This window comes from Streptomyces anandii JCM 4720, assembly GCF_014650655.1.
Lineage (GTDB): Bacteria > Actinomycetota > Actinomycetes > Streptomycetales > Streptomycetaceae > Streptomyces > Streptomyces anandii.
The window spans coordinates 53,305-70,161 of sequence record NZ_BMVJ01000017.1 but is presented as its reverse complement, the minus strand read 5'-3'; the positions used below and the strand labels follow the sequence as shown (position 1 = coordinate 70,161).

The window sequence follows — 16,857 nt, the reverse complement described above, 5'->3', positions numbered from 1 at the left end:
CGCTGTCGCTCACCGCCACCGCGTCCCGGTAGCCGAGCGTGAGCCGCTCGCTCATGCGCGCGCCCGCGTCCAGCACCCCGCACATCGGCAGTCCGTCCAGCTCCCGGCACAGGTACAGCAGCCCCGCGCACTCGGCGGCGACGGGTCCCCCGCCGAGCGCGAAGGCGGCGACGGCCTCGCGCAACGGCTCGTTGGCGGACAGCTCGGCCGCGTACACCTCGGGAAACCCGCCCCCGACGACCAGCCCGCGCGTACCATGCGGCAGTTGCTCATCACGGAGGGGATCGAAGGGAACGACCTCGGCTCCGGCAGCGGTGAGCAGCTCGCCGTGCTCCGCATAGGAGAACGTGAACGCTTCTCCACCGGCAACAGCCACAACCAGCCCGTCCGGCGCTTGAGGACGAGGCCGTTCAGGGCGAAGCGGGGGTCTGGGGGCGGCAGCCCCCGGGGACGGGAAGGGCAGGGGCGGCGGGGGCGCGACCCCCAGGGCCTCAGCCGCATCCCAGGCCGCACCCGACAACGCCCCCGCACCGCGCGCCAGCCCGACCAACGCCTCCAGATCACACCCGTCGGAGACCTGCGCCGCCATCGCGGCAACGGCCTCCACCGCCGAAGCCCGCCGCTCGGCGACCGGCACCAGCCCCAGATGCCGCGACGGCGTATCGATCTGGGCCACACGCCGCAGCACCCCCAGCACCGGCACCCCCACCGCCTCCAGCGCCTCCCGCAGCAGCGCCTCGTGCCGCGCCGAGGCCACCTTGTTGAGGATCACGCCCCCGACCCGCACCTGCGGATCCCACGTGGTGAACCCGTGCACCAGCGCCGCCACCGACCGCGACTGCGACGAGGCGTCGACGACCAGCACCACCGGCGCCCGCAGCAGCTTCGCCACATGGGCGGTGGACGCAAGTTCACCCTCCCCGGCGGCCCCGTCGTACAGCCCCATCACGCCCTCGACGACGGCGATGTCGCAGCCGCGCGCCCCGTGCAGGAACAGCGGCCCGATCAGCTCGGGCCCGCACAGGTACGCGTCGAGGTTGCGCCCCACCCGCCCGGTCGCGAGCGCGTGGTAGCCGGGGTCGATGTAGTCCGGCCCCACCTTGTGCGGGGACACGGCGAGCCCGCGCGCGGCGAGCGCGGCCATCAGCCCGGTGGCGACGGTGGTCTTGCCGCTGCCGGACGACGGCGCGGCGACGACCAGCCGTGGGACGGCGTCCGTCACCACTCGATGCCCCTCTGGCCCTTCTGGCCCACGTCCATCGGGTGCTTGACCTTGGACATGTCGGTCACGAGGTCCGCGCAGGCCACCAGCTTCTCCGGCGCGTTCCGCCCGGTGATCACGACATGCTGGGTCCCCGGCCGGTTCCGCAGCACCTCGACGACCTCGTCGGTGTCGACCCATCCCCAGTGCATGGGGTACGCGAACTCGTCGAGCACGTACAGCTTGTACGTCTCGGCGGCCAGGTCACGCTTGACCTGCTCCCAGCCCTCGCGGGCCTTGGCCTCGTTGTCCATCTGGGCGTCCCGCTGCACCCAGGACCAGCCCTCGCCCATCTTGTGCCAGTCGACGCCGCCGCCCTCGCCGGACGCTCCGAGCACCCGCAGCGCGTTCTCCTCGCCGACCTTCCACTTCGCCGACTTGACGAACTGGAACACCCCGATCGGCCAGCCCTGGTTCCAGGCTCGCAGCGCCAGCCCGAAGGCGGCGGTGGACTTGCCCTTGCCGACCCCGGTGTGCACGATCACCAGCGGCCGGTTGCGCCGCTGACGCGTCGTCAGTCCGTCGTCGGGTACGACACTCGGCTGCCCCTGCGGCATTACGCGGCCCTCCTGTTGCCCTGAACGTCCTTGACCAGACCGGCGATCGAGTCCGCCCGCAACTCGTCGAGCGTCACCGCCGTACCGCCCAGCTCACCCGCGAGCCGTCCGGCGAGCCCCAGCCGCACCGGCCCCGACTCGCAGTCCACGACCACCGAGGCGACACCCTCGGCGGCGAACAGCCGGGCCGCCCGCCCCGCCAGCGCGACCGGTTCCGGGCCACCGGTGGCCCGACCGTCGGTCACGACCACGACGAGCGCCCGCCGCGCGGGGTCCCGCAGCCGTTCCACGCGCAGCACCTCGTGCGCGCGCAGCAGCCCCGCCGCCAGCGGAGTCCGGCCGCCGGTGGGCAGCGACTCCAGCCGTGCCGCCGCCGCGTCCACCGACGAGGTGGGCGGCAGTGCCACCTCGGCAGCCGCCCCCCGGAACGTCACCAGGCCCACCTTGTCCCGCCGCTGGTAGGCGTCGAGCAGCAGAGACAGCACGGCGCCCTTGACCGCGCTCATCCGCTGCCGCGCCGCCATCGAGCCGGAGGCGTCGACCACGAACAGCACGAGGTTGCCCTCGCGGCCCTCCCGGGTCGCCTCCCGCAGATCGTCCCGGCGCACCACGAGCCCCGGCCCGGACCGCCCGCGCGCCCGCTGGTGCGGCGCGGCCGCCTGCACGGTCGCCGCCAGGTGCAGCTTGGTCAGCGTGCCCCGCGGCCGCCGCGCCCCGGTCGTGCGCCCGTGCTCGGTCCGTGCCCGCGAGCGCCGCCCGGCGGCGCCCTGGCCGATCCCCGGCACACTCAGCGCCTTGGTGCGGAACGGCTCCGAGGCCCGTACGGCGGACTGCTCGCCCGCGCCCGCCCCGGACGGCTGAGGCTCCCCGGCTCCGTCGTCCTCCTCGGGCCCGGCCCCGCCGTCGGCGCCCTGCGGACCGCCGTCCTCGGGCGCCGGCTGCCCGCCGCCACCGCCCGGCCCGTCCGGGCCGGGATCGGGGTCGTCGTCCTCCGAGTCCCCGAACTCCTGGAGGGTCTCGTCGAGCTTGTCCTCGTCCAGGCCGGGCGCGTCGAAGGGGTTGCGGCGGCGCCGGTGCGGCAGCGCCAGCAGCGCGGCCTGCCGCACGTCCTCGGCGAGCACCTCGGTCCGCCCCGCCCACGCGGCCAGCGCGGTGGCGGTCCGGGCCATCACGATGTCGGCGCGCATGCCGTCCACCTCGAACGCGGCACAGGTCGCCGCGATCTGCCGCAGCGCCCCGTCGCCCAGCCGCACCTGCGGCAGCAACCGGCGTGCGGCGACGATGCGGTGGCGTACGGCGGCCTCCTCGTCCGCCCAACGGGCCGCGAAACCGGCCGGATCGTCGTCGTAGGCGAGCCGCCGCCGTACGACCTCCACCCGCTGGTCGGGCTCCCGGGAGGCGGCGACCTCCACGGTCAGCCCGAACCGGTCGAGCAACTGCGGCCGCAGCTCGCCCTCCTCGGGGTTCATGGTGCCGACGAGGAGGAAGCGGGCCGCGTGGCGCACGGACACGCCCTCGCGCTCCACGTACGACGCCCCCATCGCGGCCGCGTCGAGCAGCAGGTCGACCAGGTGGTCGTGGAGGAGGTTGACCTCGTCGACGTACAGGATCCCGCGGTGGGCGTCGGCGAGGAGCCCCGGCTCGAAGGCCTTCACCCCCTCGGCGAGCGCCCGCTCGATGTCCAGCGCGCCCACCAGCCGGTCCTCGGAGGCGCCGACGGGCAGCTCGACCATCCGCGCCGGCCGGGTCCGCGGCGTACCCGGCTCGTGCGGGCCGTCCGGGCACGCCGGGTCGGGCGCGGCGGGGTCGCAGGAGAAACGGCAGCCGGGCACGACGTCCAGCTCCGGCATCAGCGCCGAAAGGGCCCGTACCGCCGTCGACTTGGCGGTGCCCTTCTCACCGCGCACCAGCACTCCGCCGACCGCCGGGGACACGGCGTTCAGCAGCAGCGCAAGGCGCAGGTCGTCCTGGCCGACGACGGCCGTGAACGGGAACGGGGTGCTCACTTCTCGTCGCCCTCCAAGTCGCCCTCCAGCTCTAGATAGGTGGCGCGCAGCCGCTCCAGCGTGTCCGCGTCCGGCTCCGCCCACAGACCGCGCTCGGCCGCCTCCAGCAGCCGTTCCGTGATGCCGCGCAGCGCCCACGGGTTGGACTTCCGCATGAAGTCCTGGTTCTCCGCGGCGAAGACGTACTCGGCGCTGAGCCTCTCGTACATCCAGTCGTCGACCACGCCGGCCGTGGCGTCGTAGCCGAACAGGTAGTCCACGGTCGCCGCCATCTCGAAGGCGCCCTTGTAGCCGTGCCGGCGCATGGCCGCCATCCAGCGCGGGTTGACCACCCGGGCCCGGAAGACGCGGTGCGTCTCCTCGCCCAGCGTCCGCGTCTTCACCTGGTCGGGCACGGCGCTGTCGCCGACGTAGGCCTCCGGGCTCGCGCCCGTCAGGTGCCGCACCATGGCGACCATGCCGCCGTGGTACTGGAAGTAGTCGTCCGCGTCGACGAGGTCGTGCTCGCGGGTGTCCACGTTCTTCGCGGCGACCGCGATCCGCCGGAAGGCGGTCTCCATGTCCCCGCGCGCCGCCCGCCCGTCGAGCCCGCGCCCGTAGGCGTAGCCGCCCCACACCGCGTACACCTCGGCGAGGTCGGCGTCCGAGCGCCAGTTGCGGGCGTCGATCAGCGGCAGCAGACCGGCGCCGTACGCGCCCGGCTTGGAGCCGAAGACGCGGGCCGTCGCGCGCCGCCGGTCGCCGTGCGCGGCCGTGTCCTCGTCGGCGTGGGCGCGTACGTAGTTCTGCGCGGCCGGCTCCTCCAGCTCGGCCACCGCCCGCACCGCGTCGTCGATCAGCCCCACCACATGCGGGAAGGCGTCCCGGAAGAAGCCCGAGATGCGCACCGTCACGTCGATGCGCGGCCGGCCCAGCTCCTCCAGCGGAACCACCTCGAAGCCGGTCACGCGCCGGGAGGCGTCGTCCCACACCGGGCGGCAGCCCAGCAGCGCCAGGATCTCCGCGATGTCGTCGCCCTGGGTGCGCATCGCCGACGTGCCCCACACCGTCAGGCCCACGGACTTCGGGTACTCGCCGGTGTCCTGCAGATACCGCTGCACGAGCGAGTCGGCGAGCGACTGGCCGACCTCCCAGCTCAGCCGGGAGGGAATGGCCTTGGGGTCGACGGAGTAGAAGTTGCGGCCGGTCGGCAGGACGTTGACCAGGCCGCGGGTGGGCGATCCGGAGGGCCCGGCCGGCACGTAACCGCCGTCCAGGGCGCGCAGGATGTGCCCGATCTCGTCCGTGGTCCGGGCGAGCCGGGGCACGACCTCGGCGCACGCGAACTCCAGCACGGCCACCGCCTCCGGGAGTGCGGCGCCCAGAACCTCGCGCACCAGGGGCGCGCTCTCGGCGTGAGCCCAGTCCCGCGCCTCCATCCCCTCCGCGATCCGCCGGCACAGCTGCTCCAGCAGGTCGATCGCGTCGGCGGCCGTACGCGAGGGCCCCTCGACCAGGTCCGTCAGCTCCACCGGGACCTTCACGGGTGCGCCCGGCTCGGCCAGCAGCTCCTTCTCCACCAGGCCGAAGTGCCCGGCCAGCGAGGCCCGCAGCCCCGGCAGCGCGTTGGCCTGCCCGCCCCACACCTGGGCGGCGCGCAGCACGGCCAGCACGAGGTTCACCCGCGGCTCGCCGACCGGGCCGCCGCCCAGGATGTGCAGGCCGTCCCTGATCTGCACGTCCTTGATCTCGCACAGATAGCCGTCGATGTGCATGACGAACTCGTCGAACTCGTCGTCGTCCGGCTGCTCGGCCACCCGCAGGTCGTGGTGGAGCTCGGCGGCCTTGACCAGCGTCCAGATCTGGGCGCGCACGGCCGGGGCCTTCGCCGGGTCCAGGTCGGAGACGAGCGCGTACTCGTCGAGCAGCTGCTCCAGCTTGGCCAGGTCGCCGTAGGTGTCCGCGCGTGCCATCGGCGGGACGAGGTGGTCGACGACCGTGGCGTGGCCGCGCCGCTTGGCCTGGGTGCCCTCGCCGGGGTCGTTGACGATGAAGGGGTAGATGAGCGGCAGGTCGCCCAGCACCGCGTCCGGGGCGCAGCCGCGGCTCAGGCCGAGCCCCTTGCCCGGCAGCCACTCCATCGTGCCGTGCTTGCCCATGTGCACGACCGCGTCGGCGCCGAAGCTGTTCTCCAGCCAGCGGTAGGCCGCCATGTAGTGGTGGGAGGGCGGCATGTCGGGGTCGTGGTAGATGGCGATGGGGTTCTCGCCGAAGCCGCGCGGCGGCTGGATCATGACCACGACGTTCCCGAAGCGCAGGGACGCCAGCACGATGTCCTCGCCGTCCACGTACAGGCCGCCCGGCGGCTCGCCCCACGCCTCGGTCATCGCCTCCCGGAGCTCCGGGTCCAGCTTCGCGAACCAGGCCCGGTAGTCGGCGAGCGGGACGCGGGCCGGCGCGGCGGCCAGCTGTTCCTCGGTCAGCCACTCCACGTCGTGGCCGCCGGCCTCGATGAGCCGGTGGATCAACTCGTCGCCGCCGTCCGGGTATTCGGTCAGCGAGTAGCCGGCGTCCCGCAGCGCGTCCAGGACCCGTACCGCCGAGGCGGGCGTGTCGAGGCCGACCGCGTTGCCGACCCGCGAGTGCTTGGTCGGGTAGGCGGTGAAGACGAGCGCGATCCTCTTCTCGGCGTTCGGCTTGTGCTTCAGCCGGGCGTGCCGCACCGCGATCCCGGCGACCCGGGCGGCCCGCTCGGGGTCGGCGACGTACACCGGCACGTCGTCCGGGCCCTGCTCCTTGAAGGAGAACGGGACCGTGACCAGCCGTCCGTCGAACTCCGGGATCGCCACCTGCATCGCCGCGTCCATGGGGGAGAGGGCGGCGTCGGAGGCGTCCCAGGCGGAGCGCGAGGAGGTGAGGCAGAGTCCTTGCAGGACCGGGACGTTCAGGTCGGCGAGCGCGCCGATGTCCCAGGCCTCCTCGTCGCCTCCGGCCGAGGCCCGGGAGGCGTGCGTGCCGCCGGCCGCGAGCACGGTGGCGACCAGGGCGTCCGCGCGGCCCAGGATCTCGTACAGCCCGGGGTCCGCCCCGCGCAGCGAACCGCAGTACACCGGCAGCGCGTTGGCGCCGTGCGCCTCGATCGCGTCGCACAGGGTGTCCACGAAGGCGGTGTTGCCGCTCAGTTCGTGGGCGCGGTAGAAGAGCACGCCGACGGTCGGGCGGCCGCCCTCGGCAGCACGGTCGCCGTGGACGCCGTACTCCGGCATCCGCCGCGGCTCCTCGAAGCCCTCGCCGGTCAGCAGCACGGTGTCGGACAGGAACCGGGCGAGTTCGGTGAGGTTGGCCGGCCCGCCCTCGACGAGGTAGCGCAGCGCCTCCGCGACCACACCGGCGGGCACCGACGACTCGGCCATCAGCTCCGCGTCCGGCACGGCCTCGCCGCCCAGCAGCACGGTCGGGATCCCGGACGCCCTCAGCGCGGTGAGCCCGTCCTCCCAGGCGCGCTTGCCGCCGAGCAGCCGTACGACCGCGATGTCCGCGCCGTCGAGCAGCGCGGGCAGCTCGCCGGCCACGTCCACGCGGGTCGGGTTGCCGATCCGGTACGAGGCACCGGAGGCGGCCCGGGCCGCCAGCAGATCGGTGTCGGCGGTCGACAACAACAACACTGTGCTCATGCGGGCGCTCCCGGTGGAATGAAGGGCAGTCCTTGCGGCGCGCCCGACTCGATGAGCCGCCACAGCGCGTCCGTGTCCGCGTGCTGTTCGATCAGGTCCCCGAGCCGGTCCAGCTGCTCCTCGCGCAGCGCGGCGAACGAGGTGTCCGGCGCCGGCACGAAGCGGCGGCCAGCGGCGGCCGCCACCTCGCGCAGGAAGGCCCGCCGGAAGCCGTCCGACTCCAGCGAGCCGTGCCAGTGGGTGCCCCAGGTCTGCCCGACCCGGCACCCGTCGAGGAAGGCCTCGCCGCCGGTGACCTCGGCGACGCCGTGATGGATCTCGTAGCCCTCGACCGGCTCGCCGAGGGCCTGCCCGGCGGGCCGGGTGAGCGTCTTCTCCCGCGCGAACCGCACGCGCACGGGCAGCACCCCGAGCGCGTCCACCGTGCCGGCGCGCGACTCGACCTCGTCCTCGATGCGCTCGCCGAGGATCTGGAAGCCGCCGCACACTCCGAGCACGGGCCGTCCTTCGGCGGCCCGTCGGCGCAGCGCGTCCGCGAGCCCCCGTGCGCGCAGCCACTCCAGGGCGCGGACCGTCCCGCGCGTCCCCGGGACCACGACGAGGTCGGCGTCGGCCAGCTCCTCGGGCCGGTCCACGAACCGGACCACGACGCCGGGTTCGGCGGCCAGCGCGTCCACATCGGTGAAGTTGGACATCAGCGGGACCGCGCAGACGGCGACCCGCAGCACGTCCTCGCCGACGGGCGGCGCGACCTCCGACTCGCGGACCGCGCCGCGCAGGGAGACACGCAGACCGTCCTCCTCGTCGATGCCGAGGCCGTGCCGGAAGGGCAGGACGCCGTAGGTCCGCCGCCCGGTGAGCCCGCGCAGCATGCCGAGCCCGGGCTCCAGCAGCGAGACGTCCCCCCGGAACTTGTTGACGAGGAACCCCGCTACGAGCTCCTGGTCCTTCGGCGACAGCAGCGCGACCGTGCCGAAGAAGGAGGCGAAGACGCCCCCGCGGTCGATGTCGCCCACCACCAGCACCGGCAGCCGCGCGCCCCGCGCGATCCCCATGTTGACGATGTCCGTCCGCCGCAGATTGATCTCCGCCGGGCTGCCCGCCCCCTCACAGATCACCGCGTCATACGTGCCCCGCAACTCGGCCAGGCAGTCCAGCACGGTCCCGAGCAACTGCCGCTGCCGGCCGCCGTGGTAGCCCCGGGCGCTCAGCTCGCCCACGGGTTTCCCCATGAGCACCACCTGGCTGCTCTGCTCGCCCCCCGGCTTGAGCAGGACCGGGTTCATCAGCGCGGTCGGCTCGATCCGGCACGCCTGCGCCTGCATGGCCTGTGCCCGCCCGATCTCGGCGCCCTCGCGCGTGACGAAGGAGTTGAGGGACATGTTCTGCGCCTTGAAGGGCGCCACCTTCACGCCCCGGCGCACCAGCCAACGGCAGATCCCGGCCGTGACGACGCTCTTGCCGGCGTCGGAGGTGGTTCCGGCGACGAGCAGTCCGCCGCTCATGAGATACGTCCCTTCGTCCGGCGGTCGCACAGGAGCTTGACGGCGGCGCACGCGCCGAGCGCGAGCCAGCTCACGCGCCGCGAGAGCCGTACCGCCCGTTCGACGTCCCCCACGCGGACGGCGCGCCCGGTGGCGTTGAGCACCGGCCGGTGCTCCACCCGCCCCCCGTAGGACAACGTGCCGCCCAGCCGCACCCCGAGCGCCCCCGCGAAGGACGCCTCGACCGGACCGGCGTTGGGGCTCGGGTGCTTGGCCGCGTCGGCGCGCCAGGCCCGTACGGCGCCCCGCGGATCGGGGCCGGCGACGGCCGCCGCGACGGCGGTCAGCCGCGCCCCGGGCCAGCCGGCGAGGTCGTCGAGCCGGGCGGAGGCCCAGCCGTAGCGGCGGTGGCGCGGGGACTTGTGCCCGACCATGGCGTCGAGGGTGTTGACGGCGCGGAACCCGAGGAGCCCCGGCACCCCGGCGACCGCTCCCCACACCAGCGCGCCCACCACCGCGTCGGAGGTGTTCTCGGCGACCGACTCCACCACGGCCCGGGCGATCCCGTCCGCGTCCAGCGCCTGGGGGTCGCGGCCGCACAGATGCGGCAGCCGGGCGCGGGCCGCCTCGACGTCACCGGCCTCCAGCGCCCGCCCGATCGCCCGGGCCTCGCGCGCCAGGGACGTCCCGCCGACCACGGCCCAGGTGGCGACGGCGGTCAGGGCGATCGATGCGACGGGGAGGGCGGGGGAGACGTTCGCGGGGGAGGCCGGAGAGGAGGTGGCGGAGGAGGCGGAAAGCGTGCGGACGGCGCGCGAGGCGGCCGCGCCGAGCGCGACGGCGCCACCGGCGCACAGCGCGGTGTGCAGCGCGCCCCACCCGCGGTGGTCCCGCCACAGCACGCGTTCCACGGCACCGGCGGCCCGTCCGAACGCGGCGACCGGGTGCCCGCGGCGGGGGTCGCCGAGGAGCAGGTCACCGAGGAGGCCGGCGGCGGCGCCGTACGCGAAGACGCGATCGGCACCCATCGGGTCAGCCGGCTTCGGGGCCGGTCAGGGTGTCGCTGGTGAACCTCGGTCGGCAGCCGCGCATGGCGATATGTCCTCACTCAGGGTGTCCACGCCCTGGTTCGACGAGACCGGCGGTGAGAGTTCCTGGCTCCCGGGGGGTTCTACCCCGGTGACAGTGGCGGGACCGCGCCGGATTCTCACCGGCTTCCTCTCCTGCCGCCGTACATGGCCCCGGAAGTCCACCACGCCCGCGAACGCCCGTCAACTTGCCGTTGACCTGCGCACGGGTACTGAGATGAGGCCCACACCGCCGGTGTGAAAAGCACATGGGAAAAGCCCGCCCTGCCGGGGCCACCGTGGCGGCGGTGCGGCAGGACGGGCGGTGAGGCCGCCAGCGGCTGACGGTTGGGACGGGTGGGTGGCTCGGGGCGGCTCAGCCCTTGGCCATGATCAGGTGGATGCCGTACGCCACCGCCGCCGCGCACGCGGCGAAGCAGACGTACGCGCCGGTGACGGCCAGGGTGCCGCCGCCGTCGCCCTCGGCCACGGCACGCTCCCGGCGGGAGAGGCCGGCGATGCCGAGGCTGAACAGGGCCACCAGACCCACGGTGACGGCGAGGCTGACGCCGATGACGGATCCGATGGCCGCCCAGTCGATCTTCATGGTGTTGCTTCCTCCGGTAACCGGGTGCTCTGGGGGCTCAGACGGTCGCCGCCGGCGGGACCGCCTGCGCGGCCGTGGGCGCCGGTTCGGCGGCCTGGGCGGCGGGGACGGCCGGGGCGGTCGCCTGGGCGGGGAACGCGGCCGCGAGGTCCTCGGGCGCCGGGACCGTGAGGGCCTCGGCCGCCTGGGCGGCGAAGGGCTCGGGCGCCCTGGCCGCCGCGGGCTCGGCCGCCACCGGGGAGGCCGGGGGCGGGGTCACGGCGGCGATGGCCTGGGTGACCACGCCGGCCGGCTCCTCGTCGCCGTTGACGTTGGTGTGGTCGACGACCTCGCGGCGGGAGAGCTTGTAGATCACCGCGCTGGAGGCCACCAGGAAGAGGGCGACGAGCGCGGTGCCCCAGTCACCGAGGCCGGTCACCAGCTCGGCGCCGGCGCCGACCAGGGCCGCGGCCGGCAGGGTGAGCACCCAGGCGACGGCCATCCGGGTCGCGGTGGACCAGCGCACGACACCGCCCTTGCGCCCCAGGCCCGCACCCATCACCGAACCGGAGACCACATGCGTGGTGGACAGCGAGAAGCCGAGGTGGGAGGAGGCCAGGATGGCCGTGGCCGCGCTGGTCTGGGCGGCGAAGCCCTGCTGCGGCTGGAGGTCGGTCAGGCCCTTGCCCATGGTGCGGATGATGCGCCAGCCGCCGATGTAGGTGCCGAGCGCGATGGCCAGGCCGGCGGAGAGGATGACCCAGGTGGGAGGGTTGGAGCCGGGGGCGATGGCGCCGCCGGCGATCAGGGCGAGGGTGATGACGCCCATCGTCTTCTGCGCGTCGTTGGTGCCGTGGGCCAGCGAGACCAGGCCCGCGGAGGCGATCTGGCCGGCGCGGTGGCCCTTCTCGGCCGCCCTGCCATCCGACTTCCGGCCGATCGTGTACGAAAGCCGGGTCGAGACCATCGCCGCGAGGCCCGCGACGACCGGTGCGGCCACGGCGGGCAGCAGCACCTTGGTGACGAGCACGCCGCCGTGCACGGCGCCGAATCCGGCGGAGGCGATCGCCGCGCCGATCAGGCCGCCCATCAGGGCGTGCGAGGAGCTGGACGGCAGTCCGACCAGCCAGGTCAGCAGGTTCCAGAGGATCGCGCCGACCAGGGCGGCGAAGATGACCTCGGGACGGATGCCGGTCTCGTCGACGAGACCTTTGGAGATCGTGTTGGCGACCTCCACCGAGAGGAAGGCGCCCACCAGGTTGAGCGCGGCGGACAGAGCCACCGCGACCTTGGGCTTGAGCGCGCCGGTCGAGATGGTCGTGGCCATCGCGTTGGCGGTGTCGTGGAAACCGTTCGTGAAATCGAACGCAAGTGCGGTTATCACCACAATCGCGAGGATCAGCGAGAAGCTTTCCATTTACCCAGGCAATCGTTCGAGGTCGTTGGCGCGTCGAAGGTACGTAACCCGGGTGAACGGAAGATGAACTGGGGCGGACTTCGTGGTGTCCCTTCCCCTGGTTTCGCCGGAGGGCCACCGGCCTGTCCCGGGCCCGGATCCGGCCGGATTGCGGCCCCGGCCGCCCCCGGGCGGGTCCCGCGCCCTGAAAGGATCACCGCATGACCGAGACGCGATGTGACGAACGTGACATAAGGGACCCCAGTGAGGCGGAGGTGCGCGCCTGGGGGCAGCTCGTCGGGACCGCGCGCCGCACGGTGTCCGACGGCCTGGTCGTCGGCACCTCCGGAAACGTCTCGGTGCGCGTCGGCGACACCGTACTGGTCACCCCCTCGGGCGTGCCCTACGACCGGCTCACGCCCGGCGACGTCACCGGCGTCGCCCTCGACGGCCGGCAGGTGCTCGGCACGCTGGTGCCGACCAGTGAGCTGCCCATGCACCTGGCCGTCTACCGCGCCACCGGCGCGGGCGCCGTCGTGCACACCCACGCCGTGCACGCGACGGCCGTCTCCACGCTCGTCCCCGAGCTCCCGGTGATCCACTACATGGCCGGCGCGCTCGGCGGCCCGGTCCGGGTCGCCCCGTACGCCACCTACGGCACGGACGAACTCGCCGCGAACATGCTCCGCGCCCTCGAGGGCCGCTCCGGGTGCCTGCTCCAGAACCACGGCACCCTCACCTACGGCACCGGACTCGACCAGGCCTACGACCGTACGGCCCAGCTGGAGTGGATGTGCAGGCTGTGGCTGACCGCGTCCTCGGTGCCCGGACTGTCGCCGAACCTCCTCACCCCGGACCAGCTGGCCGACGCACAGGAGCGACTGCGGGGATACGGGCAGCGGAGGGGGTGAAAGCGCGGCGGCCGGCGCCGTGCAGGCGTGAACGCCGCTCTTCCTGGAACTCACAGGGTCATGTCACCCCGACCCCTTCTCCCGCTGGCCGGTGGGCCGGTGCGCCGGGACACTGGTCCCGTGCGCCCACTCAAAGCGACGGCCGCGGCCGTCACCGCCGCCCTGGCGGCCGGCGTGGCGAGTGTCGCCGCGGGCCGGCTGGCCAGTGACGCCGCGCTCAAGGCAGCCCCGGGCCGGCCGCTGCCCACCGAACCCCGGCTCACCGTGCACGGCACGGCCGCCGGGCAGATCATGCTCACCCGGGACCTGGCCTCGCTGCGCCCCGGCACCTACGGCCTGGCCGGCAACGGCTCCCACGCGGTCGTCGGCCCCGTGCTGCCGACCGCCCCGCACCGCCCGGACACCGTCGTACGCCGGCTCGAACGCGTCACCCACGGCGCCCTCGGCCCCCGCGACCGGGTCTGGCTCACGCCGAACGTGCACGTCGGCAACCCCGGCTCGGCCCTCGGCCTGGACCACGCCGACGTGGACGTCCCCGGCGAACTCGGCGCGCTGCCCGCCTGGTTCGTGCCCGCGGTCCGCGAGACCTGGATCATCACCGTGCACGGCCTCGGCACCACCCGCGAACTTCCCCTGAACATCATGGGGTTCCTCAACCGCCGGCACTTCCCCGTGCTGGACCTCGCCTACCGCGGCGACCTCGGCGCGCCCCGCTCCCCGGACGGCCTGAACCACCTCGGCCAGACCGAGTGGCGCGACCTCGACGCGGCGATCCGCTACGCCGTCCGCTACGGCGCCGAACGCGTCGTCCTGCACGGCTGGTCCACCGGCGCCACCATGGCCCTGCGCGCGGCCCTCCACTCGGGGCTGCGCGACCGGATCTCGGGGCTGATCCTCGACTCGCCGGTGCTCAGCTGGGAGGCGACCCTGCGCGCCCTGGCCAGGGCGCGGCACACCCCGGACGCGCTGCTGCCGCTCGCTGTGCGGGCCGCGCAGGGGCGCACGGGCCTGTACGGCGACCGGCTCGCCGAGGCGACCGACCCGTCGCGGCTCACCGTGCCCACGCTGATCTTCCACGGCCCGGACGACGAGGTCGCCCCCTGGGTGCTCTCGCGCCGGATGGCCGACCGCCGCCCCAACCTGGTCGCCCTGCACACCGTGGAGAAGGCCCCGCACGGCGCCATGTGGAACGCCGACCCCGAGGGCTACGAGGAGGCGCTGCGGCGCTTCCTCACCCCGCTGATGTGATCGTGGGCCGCCCGGGCACGGCACCGGGGGCCGCGGTTCCGCTTGCGGCCCCGGCCATGGCCTGTTCGTGCCCCTTCGCCGCCCCTCGGAACCCCTGCGTTGGCCATCCCCGTAGCCCCCGGTGACATTCCGTTTGGGTTTTCGGACCGTCAACCGGAAGACTGCACCCGTGACGTCCCGTATCCCGCGCGACTCCAGGCTTCGACTCGTCCGCCCGCGACCCCTGGCCGCCGCCCCGCGAGCAGTGAACCAGCGGCGCCCGCGCCGCGCCGCCCCGCGCCCCCCGGAGGGCACTCCGGCGCCCGCGGAGCTGGCCGGAATGGCGCGCACCCGACTGGCCGGGGCGGCGCGCGTCGCCCGCTGGGCCGACGCGGCCCTCGGCCCCGGCCGCGCGGGGGCGGCCGGCGACGGCAAGGCCACCCTCTCCGCCGCCACCGCCGAGCGGGCGGCGGCCGAACTCGGCCTGAGCGCCGCCCAGGTCCGCGCCGAGTGGGACACCGCACGCCTCGCCGGGCTCGTCGAGGTGCACGGCGACAACGCCCGCCCCGGCTGGCGGCTGCGCGCCTGGGACCGCGACGACAGCGCCGTGCTGCGCGGCTGGGTCGCCCTCTTCGACGCCTGGTCGCTCGCCTGCCCCGAGCCCGAGGGGCACGAGGCCGCCGCCGTCGCCGAGGTCGTCTCGGCGATGCCGCAGGTGCTCTCCTTCCTCCAGCTCTCGGCCGGCCCCGTCCCCGAGGACCAGCTCCTCGACCTCCTCCACCAACGCGTCACGGAACTGCGCACCGAACGCTGCGAGGTCCCCTACGGTCCCGAGCCGGCCCCCCGGGCCGCGGCTCCCTACGGCGTCGAGCCGGATCCCGCCCTCCCCGCGAGCGAGCGGGGGCCGGCTCTCCCCACCGCCGCCTGGGGACCGGCCTCCCCGGCCGCCACCGCGACCACCGGCACCGCCCAGTCCGCCACCGCGACCACCAACCCCGCCCCGGCGCCCGCCGACGTCCCGGTGGCCCCGCGGCCCGGCCCCGTCCGGGAGGCGGGCCCCGTCGCCGAGGACGGGGCCGCCGGCCGGGCCTCGCTCGCGCCGCTGCTGGACTGGGCGCTGCGCGCGCTCGCCTCGGTCGGGGCGCTCACCTACGGCGACGGCCAGGCCACGCTCACCCCGCTCGGCAACTGGGCGGTGTGGGTCAAGCTGGAGCAGATCTGCGTGGCCGCGCAGAGCCCGGCCGGGAACATCGAGCAGGCGGCCGAGGACATGCTCCGCGGCTGCGCCCAGCTGCGCCCCAACGCGGCCCGCGCCGAGTACCGCGCCTGGCTCGCCGCCCGCCCCGTCGGCAGCGCCGTCACCGAACTGCTCGGCGCCGCCCGCGGCGAGGACGCCCTGCTGCGCGGGCTCGCCTTCGAGGCGCTGCGCGTCGTGGGCGCCCCCGCCGAGCCCGATGTGCGGTCCGTGCTCGACGAGCCCGCCCTGCGGCCGTACGCCCTGCTGTGGCTGGCCGAGCACGACGGGATCGACCCCGAGGACGCCCACGAGGTCCTCACCCGGGACGAGGCCACCTGGCTGTGGGTGGACACCGCCGCCGCCGTCGCCGATCACGGCGAGGCCCCGATGCTGGTCCGCCACCTGGAGTCCGCGGTGCAGCCCACCGTGCCCGCGCTGCTCGACGAGGTGCGGGCCGTGGGCCATCCGCGGACCGTGCAGGTGCTGGTCGCGCTCGCCGCCGCGCACCCCGACCCGGCCCTCGCCAAGGCCGTCCGCCGGGCCGCCTTCCAGGTGCACACCGGCGGCAGCTGAGCGGCCCGCGCGGGCGGCTCAGCCCTCTATGCGGGGCGCGTACGTGCCGAAGCTCCAGATGTTGCCCTCGACGTCCCGGGCCATGTAGTCCCGTGAGCCGTAGTCCTGGTCGGTCGGGGGCATCAGGATCTCCACGCCGTGGTCCACCGCGCGCTGGTAGTGGCCGTCCACGTCGTCCACCACGACGTACACCCCCACGGGGCCCGCGCCACGCATGGCCTCGTCGAAGCGGCCGCCGCGGCCCTTGGAGCCGAGCATCACCGCGCCGTTGCCCTGCACCAGCTCGGCGTGCTGGACCAGGCCGTCCTCACCCTCGTAGACCGCGAGCTCGGTGAAGCCGAGGGCCTCGGTGAGCTGCTTGACCGCCGCCTTGGCGTCCGCGTACAGCAGCGTCGGGTAGACGCTCGGGCGTCCTGCGGTGCCTGCCATGCCGATCACTCCTTCGTGAGTCGGTACAGACCGGAAATTCCGGTCCGCCGCTCAGTCTGGCACCCGCCACTGACAACGCCCCGGGAGACGAACGGAACAGCCGCGTACGGAAAAGCGCTTGCACACCCCCGTTAGACTGGCCCCCATGGCCATTCTCCTCGCGCATTAGACGGCGGGAACGCCCTCAGCCGCCCGTCCGCCACCCCACCCCGCCCAGGAGTCTGTCCGTGATCTCCGCTTCCGGCATCGAGCTGCGCGCCGGTGCCCGCATCCTCATCGAGAACGCCACCTTCCGCGTCGCCAAGGGCGACCGCATCGGTCTGGTCGGCCGCAACGGCGCGGGCAAGACCACCCTCACCAAGTGCCTGGCCGGGGAGGGCCTCCCCGCCGGAGGCACCATCACCCGCTCCGGCGAGGTCGGCTACCTCCCGCAGGACCCCCGCACCGGCGACCTCGACGTGCTGGCCCGC

General features: G+C 74.6%; 13 protein-coding genes and 1 riboswitch. Of the genes, 4 read left to right on the top strand and 9 right to left on the bottom strand.

Features of this window, described 5'->3' with window-relative positions:
• The 8 genes from IE249_RS26290 to IE249_RS26255 all read right to left on the bottom strand — a co-directional run.
• The coding region (locus tag IE249_RS26290; protein WP_229859301.1) for a cobyrinic acid a,c-diamide synthase CobB at positions 1-1,225 on the bottom strand (1,225 nt) is incomplete at its 3' end.
• Complete coding sequence (gene cobO, locus IE249_RS26285) at positions 1,219-1,818, bottom strand: cob(I)yrinic acid a,c-diamide adenosyltransferase (RefSeq protein ID WP_189708565.1); 600 nt, start codon at positions 1,816-1,818, stop codon at positions 1,219-1,221. The genes cobO and IE249_RS26290, both read right to left, overlap by 7 nt.
• Positions 1,818-3,824, bottom strand: coding sequence for a putative cobaltochelatase (locus IE249_RS26280; protein ID WP_189708563.1), 2,007 nt, complete (start codon positions 3,822-3,824; stop codon positions 1,818-1,820). Before IE249_RS26280 ends, cobO begins: the two co-directional genes overlap by 1 nt.
• The gene (gene cobN / locus IE249_RS26275; protein ID WP_189708561.1) at positions 3,821-7,477 is read right to left on the bottom strand and encodes a cobaltochelatase subunit CobN; all 3,657 of its coding nucleotides are present in this window, start codon (positions 7,475-7,477) and stop codon (positions 3,821-3,823) included. Before cobN ends, IE249_RS26280 begins: the two co-directional genes overlap by 4 nt.
• On the bottom strand, positions 7,474-8,982 hold the full coding sequence (locus IE249_RS26270) for a cobyric acid synthase (RefSeq protein ID WP_189708559.1): 1,509 nt from the start codon (positions 8,980-8,982) through the stop codon (positions 7,474-7,476). The genes cobN and IE249_RS26270 overlap by 4 nt, the downstream gene beginning before the upstream one ends.
• Positions 8,979-9,989 carry a cobalamin biosynthesis protein gene (locus IE249_RS26265; RefSeq protein WP_189708557.1) on the bottom strand — a complete coding sequence of 337 codons (1,011 nt, stop codon included), beginning with the start codon at positions 9,987-9,989 and terminating at the stop codon, positions 8,979-8,981. The genes IE249_RS26270 and IE249_RS26265 overlap by 4 nt, the downstream gene beginning before the upstream one ends.
• Before the next feature lie 98 nt (positions 9,990-10,087).
• Positions 10,088-10,230, bottom strand: a riboswitch (cobalamin riboswitch).
• 174 nt (positions 10,231-10,404) lie between these two features.
• Complete coding sequence (locus IE249_RS26260) at positions 10,405-10,635, bottom strand: hypothetical protein (protein WP_189708555.1); 231 nt, start codon at positions 10,633-10,635, stop codon at positions 10,405-10,407.
• A gap of 37 nt (positions 10,636-10,672) precedes the next feature.
• The gene (locus IE249_RS26255; RefSeq protein WP_189708553.1) at positions 10,673-12,031 is read right to left on the bottom strand and encodes an inorganic phosphate transporter; all 1,359 of its coding nucleotides are present in this window, start codon (positions 12,029-12,031) and stop codon (positions 10,673-10,675) included.
• Between the two features lie 200 nt (positions 12,032-12,231).
• On the opposite strand from IE249_RS26255, the gene IE249_RS26250 reads away from it, so the two are divergent.
• From IE249_RS26250 to IE249_RS26240, 3 genes are all read left to right on the top strand, one after another.
• The gene (locus tag IE249_RS26250; protein ID WP_189708551.1) at positions 12,232-12,921 is read left to right on the top strand and encodes a class II aldolase/adducin family protein; all 690 of its coding nucleotides are present in this window, start codon (positions 12,232-12,234) and stop codon (positions 12,919-12,921) included.
• Positions 12,922-13,041: 120 nt separating this feature from the next.
• Positions 13,042-14,169, top strand: coding sequence for an alpha/beta hydrolase (locus tag IE249_RS26245; protein ID WP_189708549.1), 1,128 nt, complete (start codon positions 13,042-13,044; stop codon positions 14,167-14,169).
• A gap of 319 nt (positions 14,170-14,488) precedes the next feature.
• Positions 14,489-15,958, top strand: coding sequence for a hypothetical protein (locus IE249_RS26240; RefSeq protein ID WP_229859299.1), 1,470 nt, complete (start codon positions 14,489-14,491; stop codon positions 15,956-15,958).
• 18 nt (positions 15,959-15,976) lie between these two features.
• On the opposite strand, the gene IE249_RS26235 is transcribed toward IE249_RS26240, so the two are convergent.
• Positions 15,977-16,387, bottom strand: coding sequence for a VOC family protein (locus IE249_RS26235; RefSeq protein WP_189708546.1), 411 nt, complete (start codon positions 16,385-16,387; stop codon positions 15,977-15,979).
• A 227-nt stretch (positions 16,388-16,614) separates the two neighbouring features.
• Between IE249_RS26235 and IE249_RS38515 the strand changes: the two genes are divergently transcribed.
• Positions 16,615-16,857, top strand: a 243-nt coding sequence (locus IE249_RS38515) for an ATP-binding cassette domain-containing protein (RefSeq protein ID WP_229859297.1), incomplete at its 3' end; no start/stop codon positions are given.